Source organism: Winogradskyella rapida (assembly GCF_042675845.1).
Taxonomy (GTDB): Bacteria; Bacteroidota; Bacteroidia; order Flavobacteriales; family Flavobacteriaceae; genus Winogradskyella; species Winogradskyella rapida.
In genome coordinates, this window is record NZ_JBHTKM010000063.1 from 19,596 (window position 1) to 36,071 (window position 16,476).

A 16,476-nucleotide genomic window follows, 5' to 3' on the forward strand; every position below is an offset into this window, starting at 1 on the left:
AATTAATGTTCGTGTTCTGCTTCGCCTTTTTTCATTTCTGCTATAAGGTAATAGGCGTTATTATAAGCGAATTTTGTATTTGGTTCTATATCTTCAGAAAATTGAACTGCTATCCAATTACCATCTTTTTCTCCTAAAAGCACTTCAACTGGCTTAAAACTCCAATCGTCATTTTCTTTTTCTGCCGAAAACACAAAAAATCTATCGCCTTCTTTTACTATGGCACTTTCGGGCAACGCCATAGTTTTCGTGTTTTCAGTTTGGATTTTTCCTTGAATATACATTCCAGGAATTAGAATGCCTTTTTTGTTCTCAATTTCTGCGTGTACGTGCACTGCTTTAGGATTATCTTCGAAAGTTTTACTCACCGAATAAATTTCTGCTGTTAATTCTTCATCTTGCATTGTTTGTACATTAAAGGTTACTTTTTGACCTTTCTTAACTTTATACACATCTTTTTCAAACACCATTAAATCAGCGTGAACGTGATGTGTATTTACTATTTCAAAAAGTTCGGTTTGAGGTTCAACATACTGGCCTGTTTTTACTTCTACCCTTTGCACATAGCCCTCAATAGGACTGCGTAATGATATACTTTGAGCAATTGTTCCATTTCGTACTGATGACGAATTAATGTTTAATAATCTCAATTGAGCTTCCAAACCTTTAATCATTGCCTTTGACGCTTCATATTCTGCTTCAGCTCTCTGGTAATTTGCACCAGATCCTACACCTGCATCATATAATTTTTGTTGACGCTCATAATTCTTCTTTAAAAAATTACTATCACTATACGCATTTAAATAATTGGTTTGCATTTGAATAATATTTGGATGTGAAAGATATGCCACTACTTGACCTTTATTCACTTTGTCACCTTCAATCACTTCAATAGAAACTACATTAGCACCAATTACTGATGTTATGGCAGCTTCGTTTTGTGGTGGAACTTCTAAAGTCCCATTGGCTTCCACATAGCCACTTATATTGCGTGAGGCAATGGTGTCTATCTTCATTTTTAAGGCTTCAAACTGTTGTTGCGAAAGCATCACTTCTTCGCCTTCGTTATGGTCATCTTTTTCTTCAGTTTTTTGTTCTTCGTTATGAGAATTGCCATTGTCTTCTTTGTGGCTTTCTTTATTTCCGCAAGCAGAAACAAAAATGGATAACATTATTATGGCTAAAAATTTATATAATCTATTTTTCATTTTCTTATTGATTAAAATATTGTAATTGAAATGTGCTTTCTAAATAGTTTACTAAAGCTGTTTGTGCTTCCTGTTCTGATTGAATAGCTTCTTTTATAAGTTGTGTAAACACTGTGTAATCAATCTCTCCTTCTCTATAAGCAAACAAAGCACCAGTTTTTTGTTCTTTGATAAGAGGCAATACTTCATTTTTATAGAACTGCCAAGTTGTTTTCCATTTTTGGTAATTTTCTTTAGCTTGATTAAATTTAGATTGCACTTCCTTTTGCTTGAACTGCATATTTGATTCGGCAATTTGTCTATCAATTTTGGCTGTTCTAACTTGTGCTTTTGTTGTACCAGATAAAAACGGTATAGAAATACCAGCTTGATAGGTATAAAACCCTGAATTTCCGTTTACTTTTTGCAAACCACCTTGAAGGTTTAACTTAGGTAAATTTTCAGCTTTGGCAGCTTTAAAGTTTGCCTCTGCCTCTGCGAGTTGAAGTTGAGAAACAGTATATAAAGGGTGTACTTCTATACTAAAGGATTCTACATTTATTTCGCTCTCTATATCAATTTCATCTGAAACCGTATAAAAATCATCTGAAACCAACCAAAGGTTTAATTGTTGTAATGCAATAACATATTCACTTTTTGATTGCAAAAATTTATTCTGAATCTGTAAAGCTTGATTTTTGGCTGCTGCATATTCTAATTTAGAAATGGCTTCGACTTCATAATTTAGCGCTACTGCTTTTTCAAAGTTGGTGTAAATAGAATCTAACTCTTTGTATAAATTATAATTCCTTTTACTCTGTAAAGCATTTGCCCACGCCTTCTTTACTTCCAATTCTAAATCTAATTCTGAAAGCTGAAACGCTTTTTGAGCTAATTGAATGCGTTGCTCTAGTAATTTTCTCTTTGGTGCTATACCAAGTACATCAATATTCGATTGACCAACTCCAATAGTGGTGTAAATACCATTTCCGTTATTGATTTCTTCACCTCCCGTAAAAATTTGGGTAGTACCAAAATCGAAAGCAGTTCCTTTTAATTGTTGTTGCTTATCAATTTCGAGTTGTTGTTGTTTTAAACTTGGATAGTTTTCTTTAGCCAAGTTCACAGCTTCTTGTATCGAAATAATTGGTAACGAATCATTTATTTTTTGCGCATTTCCTGTTATTGGCAACAAAAACATAAAAGCCACCATAGCAGTAACTGTAATTACCTTTTTGTTAGCTCTAAAATTGAATGATTTGTTTTCTACCCAATGATATAATATAGGTAAAACAAATAAAGTTAAAAGAGTAGAAGTCAACAAACCACCAATGACAACTGTCGCCAATGGTCGTTGTACTTCTGCACCAGCAGATGATGAAATTGCCATAGGTAAAAATCCTAAAACATCAGTAAAAGCGGTTAGCATAATAGGTCTTATTCTTCGTTTTGTACCTTCTATAATTCTATCTTTAAGATTAGTAACGCCTTCTTCTTTTAATTCATTCAAACCACTAATCATTACTAATCCGTTTAATACTGCAACACCAAATAAAACGATAAAACCGACACCTGCCGAAATACTGAAAGGCATATCTCTTAACCATAATGCAAAAACACCACCAATGGTTGCCATTGGGATTGCGATATAAATCATTAAGGTTTGTGGAAGTGATTTTAATGCAAAATATATTAGTACGAAAATTAGCAATAATGCAATTGGTACAACGGTTTGTAAACGGTCGCTTGCTCTTTCCAGATTTTCAAAAGCACCACCATATCTAATGAAATAACCTGATGGCAGTTCTAATTGTGCATCTAATTTAGTTTTAATTTCTTCTACCAACGATTTTACATCACGACCTCTAACATTGACACCTACGTAAGTTCTTCTGTTCGTATTGTCTCTACTGATTTGCATTGGACCAGCTTTGTAGCTAACATCCGCAATTTCACGTAATGGAATTTGAGTGCTAGAAGGTAGATTAATGTAGAGGTTTTGAACATCTGTTATGTCTTTACGATTACGAGAACTTAACCTAACCACTAAATCAAACCGCTTTTCACCTTCAAAAATAACTCCTGCCGTACCTCCTGCAAATGCTGATTGTACAATTTGGTTTAAGGTATTTATTTGAAGTCCGTATTGTGCCAATTTATTTCTATTATATGAAATGGTCATTTGCGGCAAACCTGTTGTGGCTTCCGCTTTCATATCGCCAATACCTTCAGTACCTGCAATAATCTTGGATATTTCTTCAGCTTTTTGAGATAGCACATCTATATCTTCACCATAAAGTTTAATAGCAATGTCTTCACGAACACCTTCAAGCAGTTCATTAAATCGCATTTCAATAGGTTGTGTAAATTCATAGTTAACACCAGGAATTATTTCCACAGCTTCTTTTATTTTTTCAATGAGTTCATCTTTGGTTGCTACCGTTGTCCATTCGCCTTTTGGTTTCAGAATTACAAATACATCAGCTAAATCCATTGGCATTGGGTCTGTTGGTATTTCAGCAACACCAATACGACTGACTATTTTTTCAACTTCTGGAAACTTTGCTTTTACAATTTGTTCAATTTTTGTAGTCGTTTCAATCGTTTCCGTAAGTGAGCTTCCGGGTTTTAAAATGGCGTGAAATGCAATGTCGCCTTCATCTAATTGTGGAATAAATTCGCCACCCATTCTCGTGAACATAAAGACTGTAATTCCGAATAGCACGACTGCAATACCTATAATCCATTTCCCTTTTTGCAATGCCTTCACCAATAAGGGTTGATACTTATCTTCAACCCAATGCACAAATCTATCTCCATACGATTTTTTATCGCTTTTTGGTGCTCTTAATACCAATGCAGACATCATTGGAACGTAGGTTAAACATAGTACCATTGCACCAATCATCGCAAAAATAAAGGTCAATGCCATTGGTTTGAACATTTTTCCTTCAATACCTTCTAATGCTAATATTGGTAGAAATACAATTAGGATAATCAGCTGACCAAAAAAGGCAGCATTCATCATTTTTTTTGAGGCATTTGCTGCTACACCGTCACGTTCTTTGGAAGTCAATTTTTTCTTCTTATAGAGTTGGGAAGCAATTAGAAAAACGGTACTTTCTACAATAATCACAGCACCATCGACAATAATTCCAAAATCTATTGCACCCAAACTCATTAGGTTTGCCCAAACATCAAACACATTCATTAGTATAAATGCAAATAATAAAGACAATGGAATTGTTGAAGCAACGATTAAACCACCTCGCCAATTTCCTAATAAGAAAATAAGAACAAAAATCACTATTAATGCACCCTCAATTAGATTTGTAGCTACCGTTGAAGTAGTTTCTGCTATTAATTTGCTTCGGTCTAACAAAGGTTCGATAATGACTCCTTCTGGCAGCGATTTTTCAATTTGAGCCATTCGCACTTTTACATTCTCAATAACATCGTTTGAATTAGCGCCTTTAAGCATCATAACCAAACCACCAACTACTTCGCCTTCTCCATCTTGGGTTAAAGCGCCATAACGAATAGCAGCACCAAATTGTACTGTTGCAATGTCGCCAACGGTAATTGGAATATTGTTTGTGTTTTTAACCGTAATCTTTTTAATATCCTCTAAACTACGCACCAAACCTTCTCCACGAATAAAATTGGCTTGATGGTTCTTTTCAATGTATGCACCACCTGTATTTTGATTGTTAGCCTCAAGTGCTTCAAAAACATCGGTAATTGTTAAACCAATAGCTTTTAGTTCGTTTGGGTCAACAGCAACTTCATACTGTTTAATTTTTCCACCTATGGCATTTACCTCAACTACACCTTCTACCATTGCCATTTGACGTTGTACTATCCAATCTTGCATTGTGCGCAAATCAGTAACCGAATATTTGTCTTTATACTCTGGTTTTACTTTAAGTGTGTATTGATAAATTTCTCCTAAACCAGAAGAGATAGGTCCCATAGCAGGTTCGCCAAAACCACTCGGAATTTGTTCTTTGACTTCGTTTAGTTTTTCAGCTACTAATTGACGTGGTAGATAGGTTCCCATATCATCGTCAAAAACTATAGTAACTACAGATAAGCCAAAACGAGAAATGGAACGGATTTCCTTTACATCAGGTAAGTTACTCATTGCGACTTCCACAGGATAAGTAACAAATTGCTCAATATCTTCAGTCCCTAAATTGGGTGCTTGCGTAATGACTTGTACTTGGTTGTTGGTAATATCTGGAACAGCATCGATGGGCACTTGGGTCATACTCCAAATACCTGCTCCAACAATGGTAAGCGTAAGCAAACCAATAATGAATTTGTTATTGATTGAAAAATCAATGATTTTATTAATCATAGAAAATGTATTAATTCAGTTAAACTATTCGATACAATTCTGATTTAAAAAATAGAATTACTCGAAATGAAAAGAACCTTATAGGTTCAAAATTGGATATAGTTATCCTTTAAAAAACTGAATTATGCCTTTGGTGGCTGGAAAAGTGATTCTAAATATCTAGAAGTGAAGTTTACTTTATGTAAATTATACTGTTTTTTCTCTTCAAACTTTAGTCGATCGTTTAAAGCCAAATTATTGTTGGCAATAATTAATACTAAAGGATGACAACATTGATTTTGGGAATGGAAAGGTGTATTCTCCTTATCTGGGTTATGATGATGCCCTTCATTATTTGCCTCATTGTCAAAGTAATCTTCAGCTACATATTCAAGGAAAGAGTCGCCATAGACTTTATGTTCTTGATAATGGGTAATAACGTTTGAAATTTCTTTAATTGGGCCACAAAAGTCCATATCTATGCTTATCCCTTGAAAAAAGAATAAAATAGACATTGATATGGAAAAGAATATTTTCATATAATTTAGACAAATATACAAATTAATCAATGCACAAGTTGTGCAAATAAATTGATTGGTAAATTACAAAAACCATAATTTATTTTTTGCATCCTCTGGAACGCCATTATTAAAGCGAGGTGCTATTTGTGCTACCATTTCTGGATATTTTATTGTGATTGGTACATTTTGCTGTCGAAGTGATTTCCAATATAGTCTGCTGAATTGATAGACTTGAGTTAACAATTCTAATGCTACATTAGCATCTTCAAACGCATCGTCGTCTGGACTACTTACCTTAATTTTTATTGGAAACGGATAACCATCTGTATCTGTGTACCTCTGTGAATTAGCAGGGTAACGTGCATTATTAAACAAGAGGAATTGATTTTCACTTATTCGTATGTAAGTGCCACTTAATGGCATTAGTTTTTTGTTCCAATTAAGGTCATAAGCAATAATATCTTCTGCTTCTGTTTTATTAATATTTAGAATGTACAAAGGTATTTTTAACCCTAATGTGTGCATCCCTCTTATAATAGGTTTTAATTCCTCGTAACTCATTTCCTTATAGAAGTGAATGACTACTTTATCTGCTTCTGCAACGGATGTAAAATCCCTAATAGCTTTACAGATACTACCTGCTAACAGGTCAGTTTCTGTTTGGTCGAAATATTCAAACTTTCTAAATAAGCCATTATTTTGAAAACTAAAGGCACTTGCAATATACCGTCTGTTTTCGCCTTGATTGGTAAAGGCTCCTACTCCAATTACTAATTCTTTTTTATCGGTTACTGCTAACTTCCAAGGTGCACCACCTAATTTGGCGTGTATTGCCAATGCCATATTTTGTAACGAAAATTGAAAATTATATTGATTTTCTATATTCTCAACCATTTTATGATAGTCTACAACTTGGGTTACTATGCCTTCGTTTAAGAACAGTTCTTTTATTTGAACGTAAATGTCTCGGTCTTCGGGATTGGGTGTAAACTTGTCGAAAGGGCTTAAATAAAAAGCTGCATAGCGAACATTATCGTGGTCGAATGAAAGTTTTTCTAACTGTTCTGTAATTTCTGGAATTGGGTCGCTTTGGTTGGTAAATTCTATAAAGTGTTCTTTAGAAGTTGTAGCTTTAATATTTACGTAATCTTCAATCCCTTTGAAATACTTTTTTTGAGAGGTAACACCAAATTTAAGATTGTTATAAAACGTTTTAATTGCTTCTTTGTGTGAGCTATGATACACAAAGAAAAACTTAATGTTTTGATTGTTTGGTCTTTTGTAGGGATTAAGGTTATTCATTGCCAATTTAGGCACTAAATGTGTTTTTTTATTTCCATATTGGTCTTTACCAAACTCCAGCAAACCTAACTGTGGGTCTATGTGGTTGATTCGGTTACGTGGTACATCTATAAACGCATCATTTTTAAACGGAAATATGGCTTTAAACTCGTCTGTAAACAGGTAATTGGAAGCAAAATTATTAATAAGTGCTACATACTTTTGATATTTATTAGTGGGTCTTACTGGGTCTTCATTAGGTATATTTAATGCTCTTGCCAATGGTAAACTAAAAATTGGGAATGCTTTATCAAATTCTATGGTATTGTAAAATTCTTCCTTTTCCTCTGTGTCGAGGTTCATTTGATAGTTGATAGTTTTTTGACCATAAACACAACGCCTTATTAACTCTGTATCCTCAATATCCTTAACAGACGTTGTAAGGACTTTTGAGGTACCATCGTAAGAGACAATTAACTCTGGTAAGTCGGTGAGTTTTGCAAACTGTATTTTAAATGAAAATTTATAGTAGAGGTTGTTGTCTGCTGTATTCCCTTTTTTGGAAGGCATCCATACTTGTACATCGCCAACAAAGTTTTTTACTACTATATAGTCTTTTGATTGAAAATAGCTTCTTAACTGATGTTTTAAATATTGCTTATAAATTCTTAATTCTCTACCATCAACCAAATTAATTTTTATGCTTGGTGCATTCGCTATTTGATTAGTAAAGGTGGTATATATTTGGTCTGTTTGTGAAAGGTCTGTATCTGGAAACGCCTCTTTAATCTGCCTTGAAAACTTTGATTTATGGATTGGGTGACTACCTTCTGTCTCTTCTAACGAAAGAAAAATGGTAGGTGCGCTGTTAGGCCATTTAAAATTGAGTATGTTGGTTTTGAGGTGTTCCATAGATAATAGAATTTAATTTATTGCCATAATGGTTCTTTTTGCCAGTTGGTTTTCATTCCTAACGCATTAGGGTCTACATTAGGATATTTAACGAATAAATCATTTAATCGTGTAGTGAATTGGTTGTTAGGTTGAATGGTATTTAACAAATATTTCATTAAACACATATGTACATAGAGTTTACTGAACTCGTGTTGTTTGGGTACATTTTCATTATCTGTAATCCAAGGATTGGGTGGTTTTGGCAACAGCTTAACCGTACCTGGAAGGTTACGATTCCATAGACGTGAGTGATGCGCACAAAAGTTGCGTATTTGTGCTATGGATTGCAACCAACTTGGTAAATAGGTGTGATTTACTGCACCAAATTCTTTTGCTATACTATTTTTAGATTTTACCTTATGAGTTAAGTTGCCATATAGTTTTGATAAGTTCCCAAAACTTACTTGCTCTAAACTCTTCCAAGATGGTGGAAATCTTAAATCGTCTTTATGCTTTTTAAAATGGTTTTTAATGGTTACATCCTTACTTCTTGCTCTGGTAATTTCTTCTTCAATTTTTGCAAGAGTTCGTGTAAATTGTAATCTATCAATAAAAATTTCTGAATTACAGAACCACCAAGGGTCGATTTCGTGCGACAGGTTATAGATGAGTTTGGTACGTAAGCTGATTTCTATTTTTTCAATAACATCAAATAACAATAGGCGTAATTCTGCATCAAAATTATATAATGCTATTACATCTGCAAATCTACTATTGGGCTTAAAAATGTGTTGCACTTTATCTGCTTGCATTACATACCAATATTCCCCAAGACGATAGTAACTAATATTAGCCAAATATTTTTCGGCCAATGGTTCATTGGTAATTTCCAGACCTCTTTTTTGTAATTGCGCAATCTGTTGTTGTATGGTAATTGGCTTTTTGCTAAACATAGAAAGTGGTATTACTGTTTAACAAAAGAAAGGTATATAAAGCAAAAGACACACCCTGGGACGCTGTTCTAATGGGTAGCGTGGTGTGTACTGTTACTGCAAAAGTACAAACTTTATACCATATTTTACTATTTTTTACCATATTTTTTGGTTTCTATTAATAAGATTACCACGTCGCTACGCTTCTCGCAATGACAATTACTATGAGTTCTCTATTATATCTCTCTCCTCTTGTGTTAAACCATACAACTCATACACCATTGTATCGATTGTTTTTTCTGTTTGGTTAATTTGGGTTTGTAGGGCTTGGGCTTTTTTCTTGTTGTCTTCAAAAAGTTCTAACCACTCAAACCCGTCTTTTTTGGTCAATGGTGTGCCACCTGCTTTTTTAATGGCTTTGTTGAGTTCTTTTATAAAGTCTGCAAAGTCTAACTCGTGCCAGTTTTCGAGTTTGCGGGTTACAACTAATTCATTGAATTGATGTAATAAATAAGTTATGAATTTTGTTTTAATAAAGACAAACTCCTGAATTTCCTTTGAAATCTTATCATAGACATTCTCAACTTCTGATACTGTTTGCTCATCAGGTTCAACAAATGGTAATTGCGATAACAACACAGGTTTTACTTGTGCTAAAGTTCTTCCTGTTTCAGAAGAAAGAAGTCTATATAAGTAAGTTGAAATTTTTGAATTTAAAAATGCAGATAAATATTTATTTGAAATTTTTGAATTGCTATTGAACAAGTATAACCCATCGGTAGGATATATTCTTTCTTCATCGATTGAAGTAATTATACTATCTCCTGTTATGACACCTAAAACTTTACTTTCTTTCTCAAATATATTTTTATTTCTTGCTCTGTGTAAAGTGTAAAATGGATGTTTACCCTGCTTCACTTCTTTGCAAGTAATTCTTGGTAAATACTTCTCAATGTATTTATAAATATTAGGGAAATCCGAAGGATTATCTTCCTTTGTTAGGTAAAATAGATATTTATCTGAATCAATCGTATAATAGCGTTTTACATCTACACCACCTGTTACAGTTTTTTTAATAAAGTCTATTTCTAATTTTCTTTCTTTAATTATTTCTTGAGTAACAATAAATGCATCTTTTAAATCTGGACTAACACCTCTTTGTATTCCATCATCATCAATATAATCTTTTAAAGTACACTTCTTATAACGTTTTAAAAGTTCATACCCCTTTAAATTTTGTGTTGCGATTACTGTATTAGGAATAGAATAAAATAAGTCTTTCTCTACTTCATAGGTTTTTATAACGGTAATGTCGTCATCCTTATATTTATTAAAATTACCTACTATTATAGGCTCTATAGATTCCGTTTTTTCGTAAATTAAAATAGCTGATGGTCGAGCTACATCTTCAAAAATCCCATCTCCAACATTTAAAGCGATATTAAGATGTGTTTCATCTAATATTCTTTCTCGAAGTTTTGAATTATCCTTTTGATATAGGATAACATCAGGAACAATCATTCCAATAACTCCATCTTTGGTAATCAAGTCAATAGATTTGTCCATAAAGAACATAAATGAATCTATCATTCTTACTATTATAGCTTGATGCTTACTTTTAACAAATTTCAAATCTAATTCAGGAAATTTAGCTCCCCAAGGTGGATTCCCAATAATTACATCAAAACCACCTTTACCAAAAATCTGTGGGAACTGTTCTTGCCAATTAAAGGCTTTGTCTCCTGCTACGGTTTTACTGTCTATTAATGAGTTGCCACATTTTATATTATTGCTTAAATCGTTGAGTTTACGTCTTGGTTGTGCTGTACGTAACCATAGGGATAGTTTGGCAATTTCAACAGACTCTTCATTAAGGTCAACCCCATAAATATTGTTTTCTAAAATGGTGTTTTCTATATCGCTTAATATAAGTCCACCACCCAATACTTTTGCTTTTAACTCGTCGATGTAACGGTGTTCTTTAATGAGAAAATCTAACGCTTGGTTTAAAAATGCTCCAGAGCCACACGCAGGGTCGCAAATGGTAATTTGTAACAACCAGTTGCGATAGGTGTCTAACACCTCTAATAATTGTTTTTTGGTGTTTTGGTGTGTCCCTTTTTTTACTTCAAAATAGGCTTCTTCTTTAAAGCCTAATGCTTCTTTTTTCTCTTGGCAGAGTTTACCAACGGTATTTTCTACTATGTATTTGGTAATGTATTTGGGTGTGTAGAATACACCATCTTTTTTACGTTTACTCTTTTGCTTATCGAACTCGCCACCTTCAATTTCGGCATTAACGCTTTCAATCTCGTTGAGCGAGTTTTCAAAGATGTGTCCTAAAATATTAACATCTACTTGACTGCTAAAATCGTAATTAGCGAGTTTGTAGGTGTGCTTATAGAGTAATTCATCATCTATTTCTAAATTATCCAGAATGCTGTCCGTTTTAAACAAGCCACCATTGTAGGCAAAGATTTCAGAATTACCAATTTCACCTTTTCTCCCTTTATCTAAATAATTAAAATGTTTTTTAAATCTATTATACAATGGTTCTTCAACATCTAAATTCCTAATAATTTTCCATTCTTCTAAGCGCTTTAAGGTATAATTAGACTCTAATAATCCTCTATCCTCAGCAAAGAAAATAAACAGAAAACGGTCTATGAGTTTCTGTGATTTTTTGAACAGGGAAAGTTTGACGTTTTTTTCGAGGGATTTGAGTTCGTCTGCTTCTTGAGACATCTCGGAAAGCTTCGCTTCGGTATCTTCTAAACTTAAACTTTTAAGTTTTTCGGTAGTGCTCGATGTGACAGCATCACTTTTAATACGTTTTGCGTTACGTTTTACGAGGTCTCTAAAGAGTTCGCGCTTGAATAGAGAATAGTCGTTATAGAACTGCTTGGTAATTTTTTCTTCTTCTACTAAAGAGGCTTCTTTAATGGTTAGTGGTAGATTATTAAGAATGTTGTCTTTTTGTAAGCATAAGTACAATAAGGCAAATTCTTCTGGTGCTAACTGAAAGAGATTGAACTCTAAAAACTCGGTTGCATCATTAATATAAAATCGCAATTTCTCGAAATTGGACGTTACGACATACACACAGCCTTTTTGATTGGCTTTATAATCGAACGCTTGTTTACGGATGCTTTCTAAATCTTTGGTATTGGTTCCCTTTAGTTCAATTACACCAATAGCTTTAGTATCTTTTAAAATTGCTCCATCTGCCTTACCTGCACCCTTTTGGTTTTTAAACTCGGTAGTGATGTTGAAATCAGGTTTTGGATTTAGGGTGTAATCCAACACATTGACAAATAACTCGTCCAGAAACTTTGCCTGGTATTGTTCTTCTTTAGAGTTTTTAATATTCTCCTGAATGGTAATATTGTGAAAATACTTGGTGAATTTTTTATAGGCACGTCCCACTTTTAAGGCATCTTGTTGCGCCAAATAGGTTTTTAATACTGATGTTTGAAATAATGCCATTTAGAAGCTATTGTTTTTTGTTGGTTAATTTATTAATTTTTTCTTCTGTAATTTTGAGGATTTCCGTAATGTTGGATTCATCCTTAATCATATTGACAATTTTATCTGCCATCCAAAGGTTTAGCAATTCATCTTTATTTTTGTTTAAAACCTTTGCTAAATCTTCTACTTGTTCGCGTCTTGCCATACGATTTCCTCGCTCTATTTTGCTTAAATAGGCTACATCCATATTAAGGTTTGCAGCCATTTCACGTAGAAGCATATTGCGCTTTTCGCGTAATGAACGTATGTACTCTCCAAACTCCATAATAGCATTAATTAGACTTGTCAATATTTGTCTAATTTAAGAAAAGGAAAGAAAGAATTAAGAAAAAGATATAAACAGTTATTAACAGCAAATGAGGAAGTTAAGGATTTGAGGAAATCGTTTTACCTATATCCTTAAATCCTTAATATCCTTAATTACTCTTTTGTAGTATTTGAATACGCATTATGAGCTTCGCGATGTATTAAGCCAGCCTCTACAAATTTGGTAATGTAACCTTCCGCTGTTTTATGTGGTATGCTCTGTTTGGTTGCTAAATCTAAATAATCTTGTCGGTTAAACTGCTTTGGTAAATGCTCTAAAAAGCGTTCTTTTCTATTTAAGCGTTTTGTTGTTTTTTGCTCAATAGGTAAATCGTTAAACACTTTACTGCTATGTTTTACCAATATTGAAATTATAGTTATAGCATTTTCAAAATCCACATCTTCACATTCTTTAGTTGCATTAACATCACCATCTTCCATTATACGGAATGCTGTAAATAGCATCATTAATCGAAACGCAATTAAACCTAATCGTCTAATTGTTGCAATATATTCTTCGGGTTGTAGATTGATGTATTTGGTCTGTAATGATTCAAAAAAAATGTTGAATTGTTCTTGTTGTGACTTGGATAGTTGTACTTCAATCTCTGGATTGTTTTTAAGTGTTTTATACAAGCCTAAAAACTCATTACCTAATTGGTTATAGTAATCATCTAAACTTATAGTATTGTTATTTTGAAATACATTTTTCCAAGTGGGTTTTATATTCATATAATAAAACATAAAGCGACTGAACAATCCATTTTCAGCATTAGGAATTAAAGTGGCTACTTGTTTTGGTGTACCAGATAAAACGGTAGATAAACACGGTTTTTCAATATCTACATATTCTCTATCAGTTCTACGATAATAACTTATAGTTTCGTGATGGAATGCTTTACGAAAACCATCGGAATAATTACCGTAATCACTTTTAAAGGCTTGAGCTAATGTATCTCCTTCTGTTTCAAAAATTAATCCTCTGCCTTTGTTATCGGAAATTAATTGATATACACCTGTTACACTATTATTGGCAGGAATAAACAACATTCGCTCTGGTGGCTTACTTGGTTTCTCTAAATTTTCATCTTTGCCTTTATTCATATTATAGGTAGCTGTTTCCGTTTGGAATTGCTGCTTTAATACTTTGGCTTGCTCCCTTTTTAATTTGTGTACAGGCTCTACCAAATTTTTAATTTGGTTAAGTCTGCCTTTACCTGCAGATGCAGGTGCGGTTACAAATAAGTATAAATTACTATACACTTTGCGTTGGTCATAGATACCAAACAGTTTAGGAAAACAGGCACTAAAGGCTGTTAATGCGCCTAATAATAAAATATCTTTTTCTTCTGGACTGCTTGCAGGATTTACAACTTGTTGTAAAAACTGCGGAAGATTGCTATAAACAGTTTCTGAAATTGTTGGCATTGATTGTTTTGGTTCATCAACAACAGTTGCAACATTTGTTGCAACCTCATTGATGTGCTGTTGTTTTATAGGTTTTATACCCATTTGATGTGCGTGGTGATAAAACGTCGCTATTGTGATACCGTGTCCTTTAGCATTTAAGCATTTATCAAATTGTGCATCACATTCTTTAACATCGTAACCTGAATAATTTTTACTTATGCGATGAAAGTAATCTCTACCAGACTCTCCATATTCTTCAGCAAATGCAAAGCCTAAATCTCTCCAAGTTGCATAATTAACTGTTATATCCATACCAGCGTGTTCAATAGCTGTGATGTAAGTTTCTATATCATTATTAGCAACAGCAACAACGTTAGCTGTTGCTTTGTTGCTAATTGGTTTAGGTTGCTCTTTTGCTACTTCTAACCATTCTTTTGGATTAAATATTTTAGTCATAATGCTTGGTGTCTTTGGTGTAAAAAGGCTGTTGGGTCGTATGGTAAAAAACACGCTCTGGAAACGTCTTTACCTGACTGGTCTACCTCAATGTTATACGTTTGTTTAATGTAATTTGCTACTGCTGTAAAGTATTCTGAATGTGATACCTCTGAAATATCTATCCTAATAATCCATTTCAAGCCATCGCCAGATGGTGATGTAAATAGCATTTCGGTTTCAAAATATTCATCGTTTAGCAATTTTGATTTTAACTCTTGAAGGTTTTCTAAATGGTCAAAATCTATTGTCAATAAATTAGAATGTTGCAACAACTTTTTATCGTTACGTTTTTCAAAAGTTCCTGAAAAAGTGACGTAATCAAAGCGGTTAGCTTTGAATTTACGTGCTTCTTTTATATTGGTAATTGCTCTTAATTCTTCAGTAGTACTTTTGTATTTATCACTTGTTATTAGTGCAAATATTTGATGTAGTCGCAAAGTTTCCGAAGGAAACACATTGCGAACAGGTGCTTTGAAAAAGCTACAATTGGCATACCAGGTATCGTCTGGACCATTCAACCAATCTAACTCGTCTTTTTCCTTGACTTCTAAATTGAGATGCAACTCTTGATTAATCTTGAGTAACAAATCTTCTTCATTGGTTATTCTGAAATGGTATTGTGCAAAATCGAATACATCACCTTTAAAGTCTTCTAATTCAGTATCTCTATGCGTTGCAATAACACCATCAATATGAATACGTATGGTCTCTTTACCACCGTTAAACGGATTGCGAGTTATCCCACAGTCCCTTCCTTTTACAGAAAGGACTGTTGTTTCAGGATAATACTGTCTCAACACATAGGCATAGATTTTTAAACCATAATGGGTTTTGTCTAAAATTGCTTCTCTACTTATTTCCATCTTGCTTGAAATTATGGTTGTAGTAGTTCTCTTGAAGCAATTGCTCTATGTCAGCAACTTTGTAATAAAATTTACCTTTTACCTTACTGAAAGGCAACGTTCCATTGGTTCTTAAAGTTTGTAAAGTTCGTTTACTAATATGTAAAGTCTGCAATACATCTTGATTGTCAATCCACGTATCTTTTAGTACTTCTGCTCTCGATTGTCGTAACAATTCGATACGTGCTTTTAAGTCCTTAATGTCTTGTGAGAGTGCCAAGATTAAATCGATGATTTCCGTCATAACTTCACCGCTCCTTTCTTAATGAGGTAATCGGCAGCTTGCTGTTCGATTTCATCTTGAGAATCAACACGGTTACTTAATAACCATTGTTCTAATTCAACTCTGTTAAAATAAATTTTCTTACCATTCGGTTTATAATGTGGAATGGTTCCTGTACTTGTAAGTTTATATAAATGGGATTGTGATAATTCCAAAAACTTACAGGCTTCGTTAAAGCTCAATACGTTTTTTACAATAATGTTTCTGTCTAAAACGTGCTGTTCTATAATTTTGAGACGTTCTAATATTTCGTCCATAACTAATAAAATTTTAGTTTATAGTAAATGGACATCTGGCCAAATGTCATTCTTGTATTTCAAGAACAGGACAAAGGTTTAAAATTAGCTTTCCGATTTTAGTAAGAGTGTATAACAAGGGTAAGACAACAGTAAGAT

Annotated in this window: 11 protein-coding genes; all 11 read right to left on the minus strand. The window is 33.5% G+C overall.

Translation table 11 applies throughout. The annotated features are described in order from the left end of the window. Positions 1 to 2 precede the first annotated feature (2 nt). The 11 genes from ACFQ13_RS07590 to ACFQ13_RS07640 all read right to left on the minus strand — a co-directional run bounded on the left by ACFQ13_RS07590 (position 3) and on the right by ACFQ13_RS07640 (position 16,338). Positions 3 to 1,208, minus strand: a complete 1,206-nt coding sequence (locus ACFQ13_RS07590) for an efflux RND transporter periplasmic adaptor subunit (RefSeq protein ID WP_386115843.1) — start codon at positions 1,206 to 1,208, stop codon at positions 3 to 5. A gap of 4 nt (positions 1,209 to 1,212) precedes the next feature. Beyond that, entirely contained in the window at positions 1,213 to 5,547 is a 4,335-nt protein-coding gene (locus ACFQ13_RS07595; protein WP_386115846.1) for a CusA/CzcA family heavy metal efflux RND transporter, read from the minus strand. Positions 5,548 to 5,669: 122 nt separating this feature from the next. Beyond that, positions 5,670 to 6,065: a hypothetical protein gene (locus tag ACFQ13_RS07600; protein ID WP_386115849.1), complete on the minus strand. Its 396-nt coding sequence runs from the start codon at positions 6,063 to 6,065 to the stop codon at positions 5,670 to 5,672. 63 nt (positions 6,066 to 6,128) lie between these two features. Further along, positions 6,129 to 8,240 (minus strand): Piwi domain-containing protein, encoded by a 2,112-nt coding sequence (locus ACFQ13_RS07605; RefSeq protein ID WP_386115852.1) that lies wholly within the window; start codon positions 8,238 to 8,240, stop codon positions 6,129 to 6,131. Between the two features lie 17 nt (positions 8,241 to 8,257). Further along, complete coding sequence (locus ACFQ13_RS07610) at positions 8,258 to 9,175, minus strand: Abi family protein (protein WP_386115854.1); 918 nt, start codon at positions 9,173 to 9,175, stop codon at positions 8,258 to 8,260. Between the two features lie 201 nt (positions 9,176 to 9,376). Further along, a complete protein-coding gene (locus ACFQ13_RS07615) occupies positions 9,377 to 12,640 on the minus strand; it encodes an Eco57I restriction-modification methylase domain-containing protein (RefSeq protein ID WP_386115856.1) in 3,264 nt (1,087 codons plus the stop codon). A gap of 7 nt (positions 12,641 to 12,647) precedes the next feature. Next, positions 12,648 to 12,947, minus strand: coding sequence for a helix-turn-helix domain-containing protein (locus tag ACFQ13_RS07620; protein WP_386115859.1), 300 nt, complete (start codon positions 12,945 to 12,947; stop codon positions 12,648 to 12,650). A 155-nt stretch (positions 12,948 to 13,102) separates the two neighbouring features. Continuing rightward, positions 13,103 to 14,854, minus strand: a complete 1,752-nt coding sequence (locus tag ACFQ13_RS07625) for a DUF3987 domain-containing protein (RefSeq protein ID WP_386115862.1) — start codon at positions 14,852 to 14,854, stop codon at positions 13,103 to 13,105. Further along, complete coding sequence (locus tag ACFQ13_RS07630) at positions 14,851 to 15,759, minus strand: BT4734/BF3469 family protein (protein WP_386115865.1); 909 nt, start codon at positions 15,757 to 15,759, stop codon at positions 14,851 to 14,853. Before ACFQ13_RS07630 ends, ACFQ13_RS07625 begins: the two co-directional genes overlap by 4 nt. After that, positions 15,746 to 16,042 (minus strand): helix-turn-helix domain-containing protein, encoded by a 297-nt coding sequence (locus ACFQ13_RS07635; protein ID WP_386115868.1) that lies wholly within the window; start codon positions 16,040 to 16,042, stop codon positions 15,746 to 15,748. The genes ACFQ13_RS07630 and ACFQ13_RS07635 overlap by 14 nt, the downstream gene beginning before the upstream one ends. Then, positions 16,039 to 16,338, minus strand: a complete 300-nt coding sequence (locus ACFQ13_RS07640; protein WP_155087805.1) for a helix-turn-helix domain-containing protein — start codon at positions 16,336 to 16,338, stop codon at positions 16,039 to 16,041. The genes ACFQ13_RS07635 and ACFQ13_RS07640 overlap by 4 nt, the downstream gene beginning before the upstream one ends. Positions 16,339 to 16,476 lie beyond the last annotated feature (138 nt).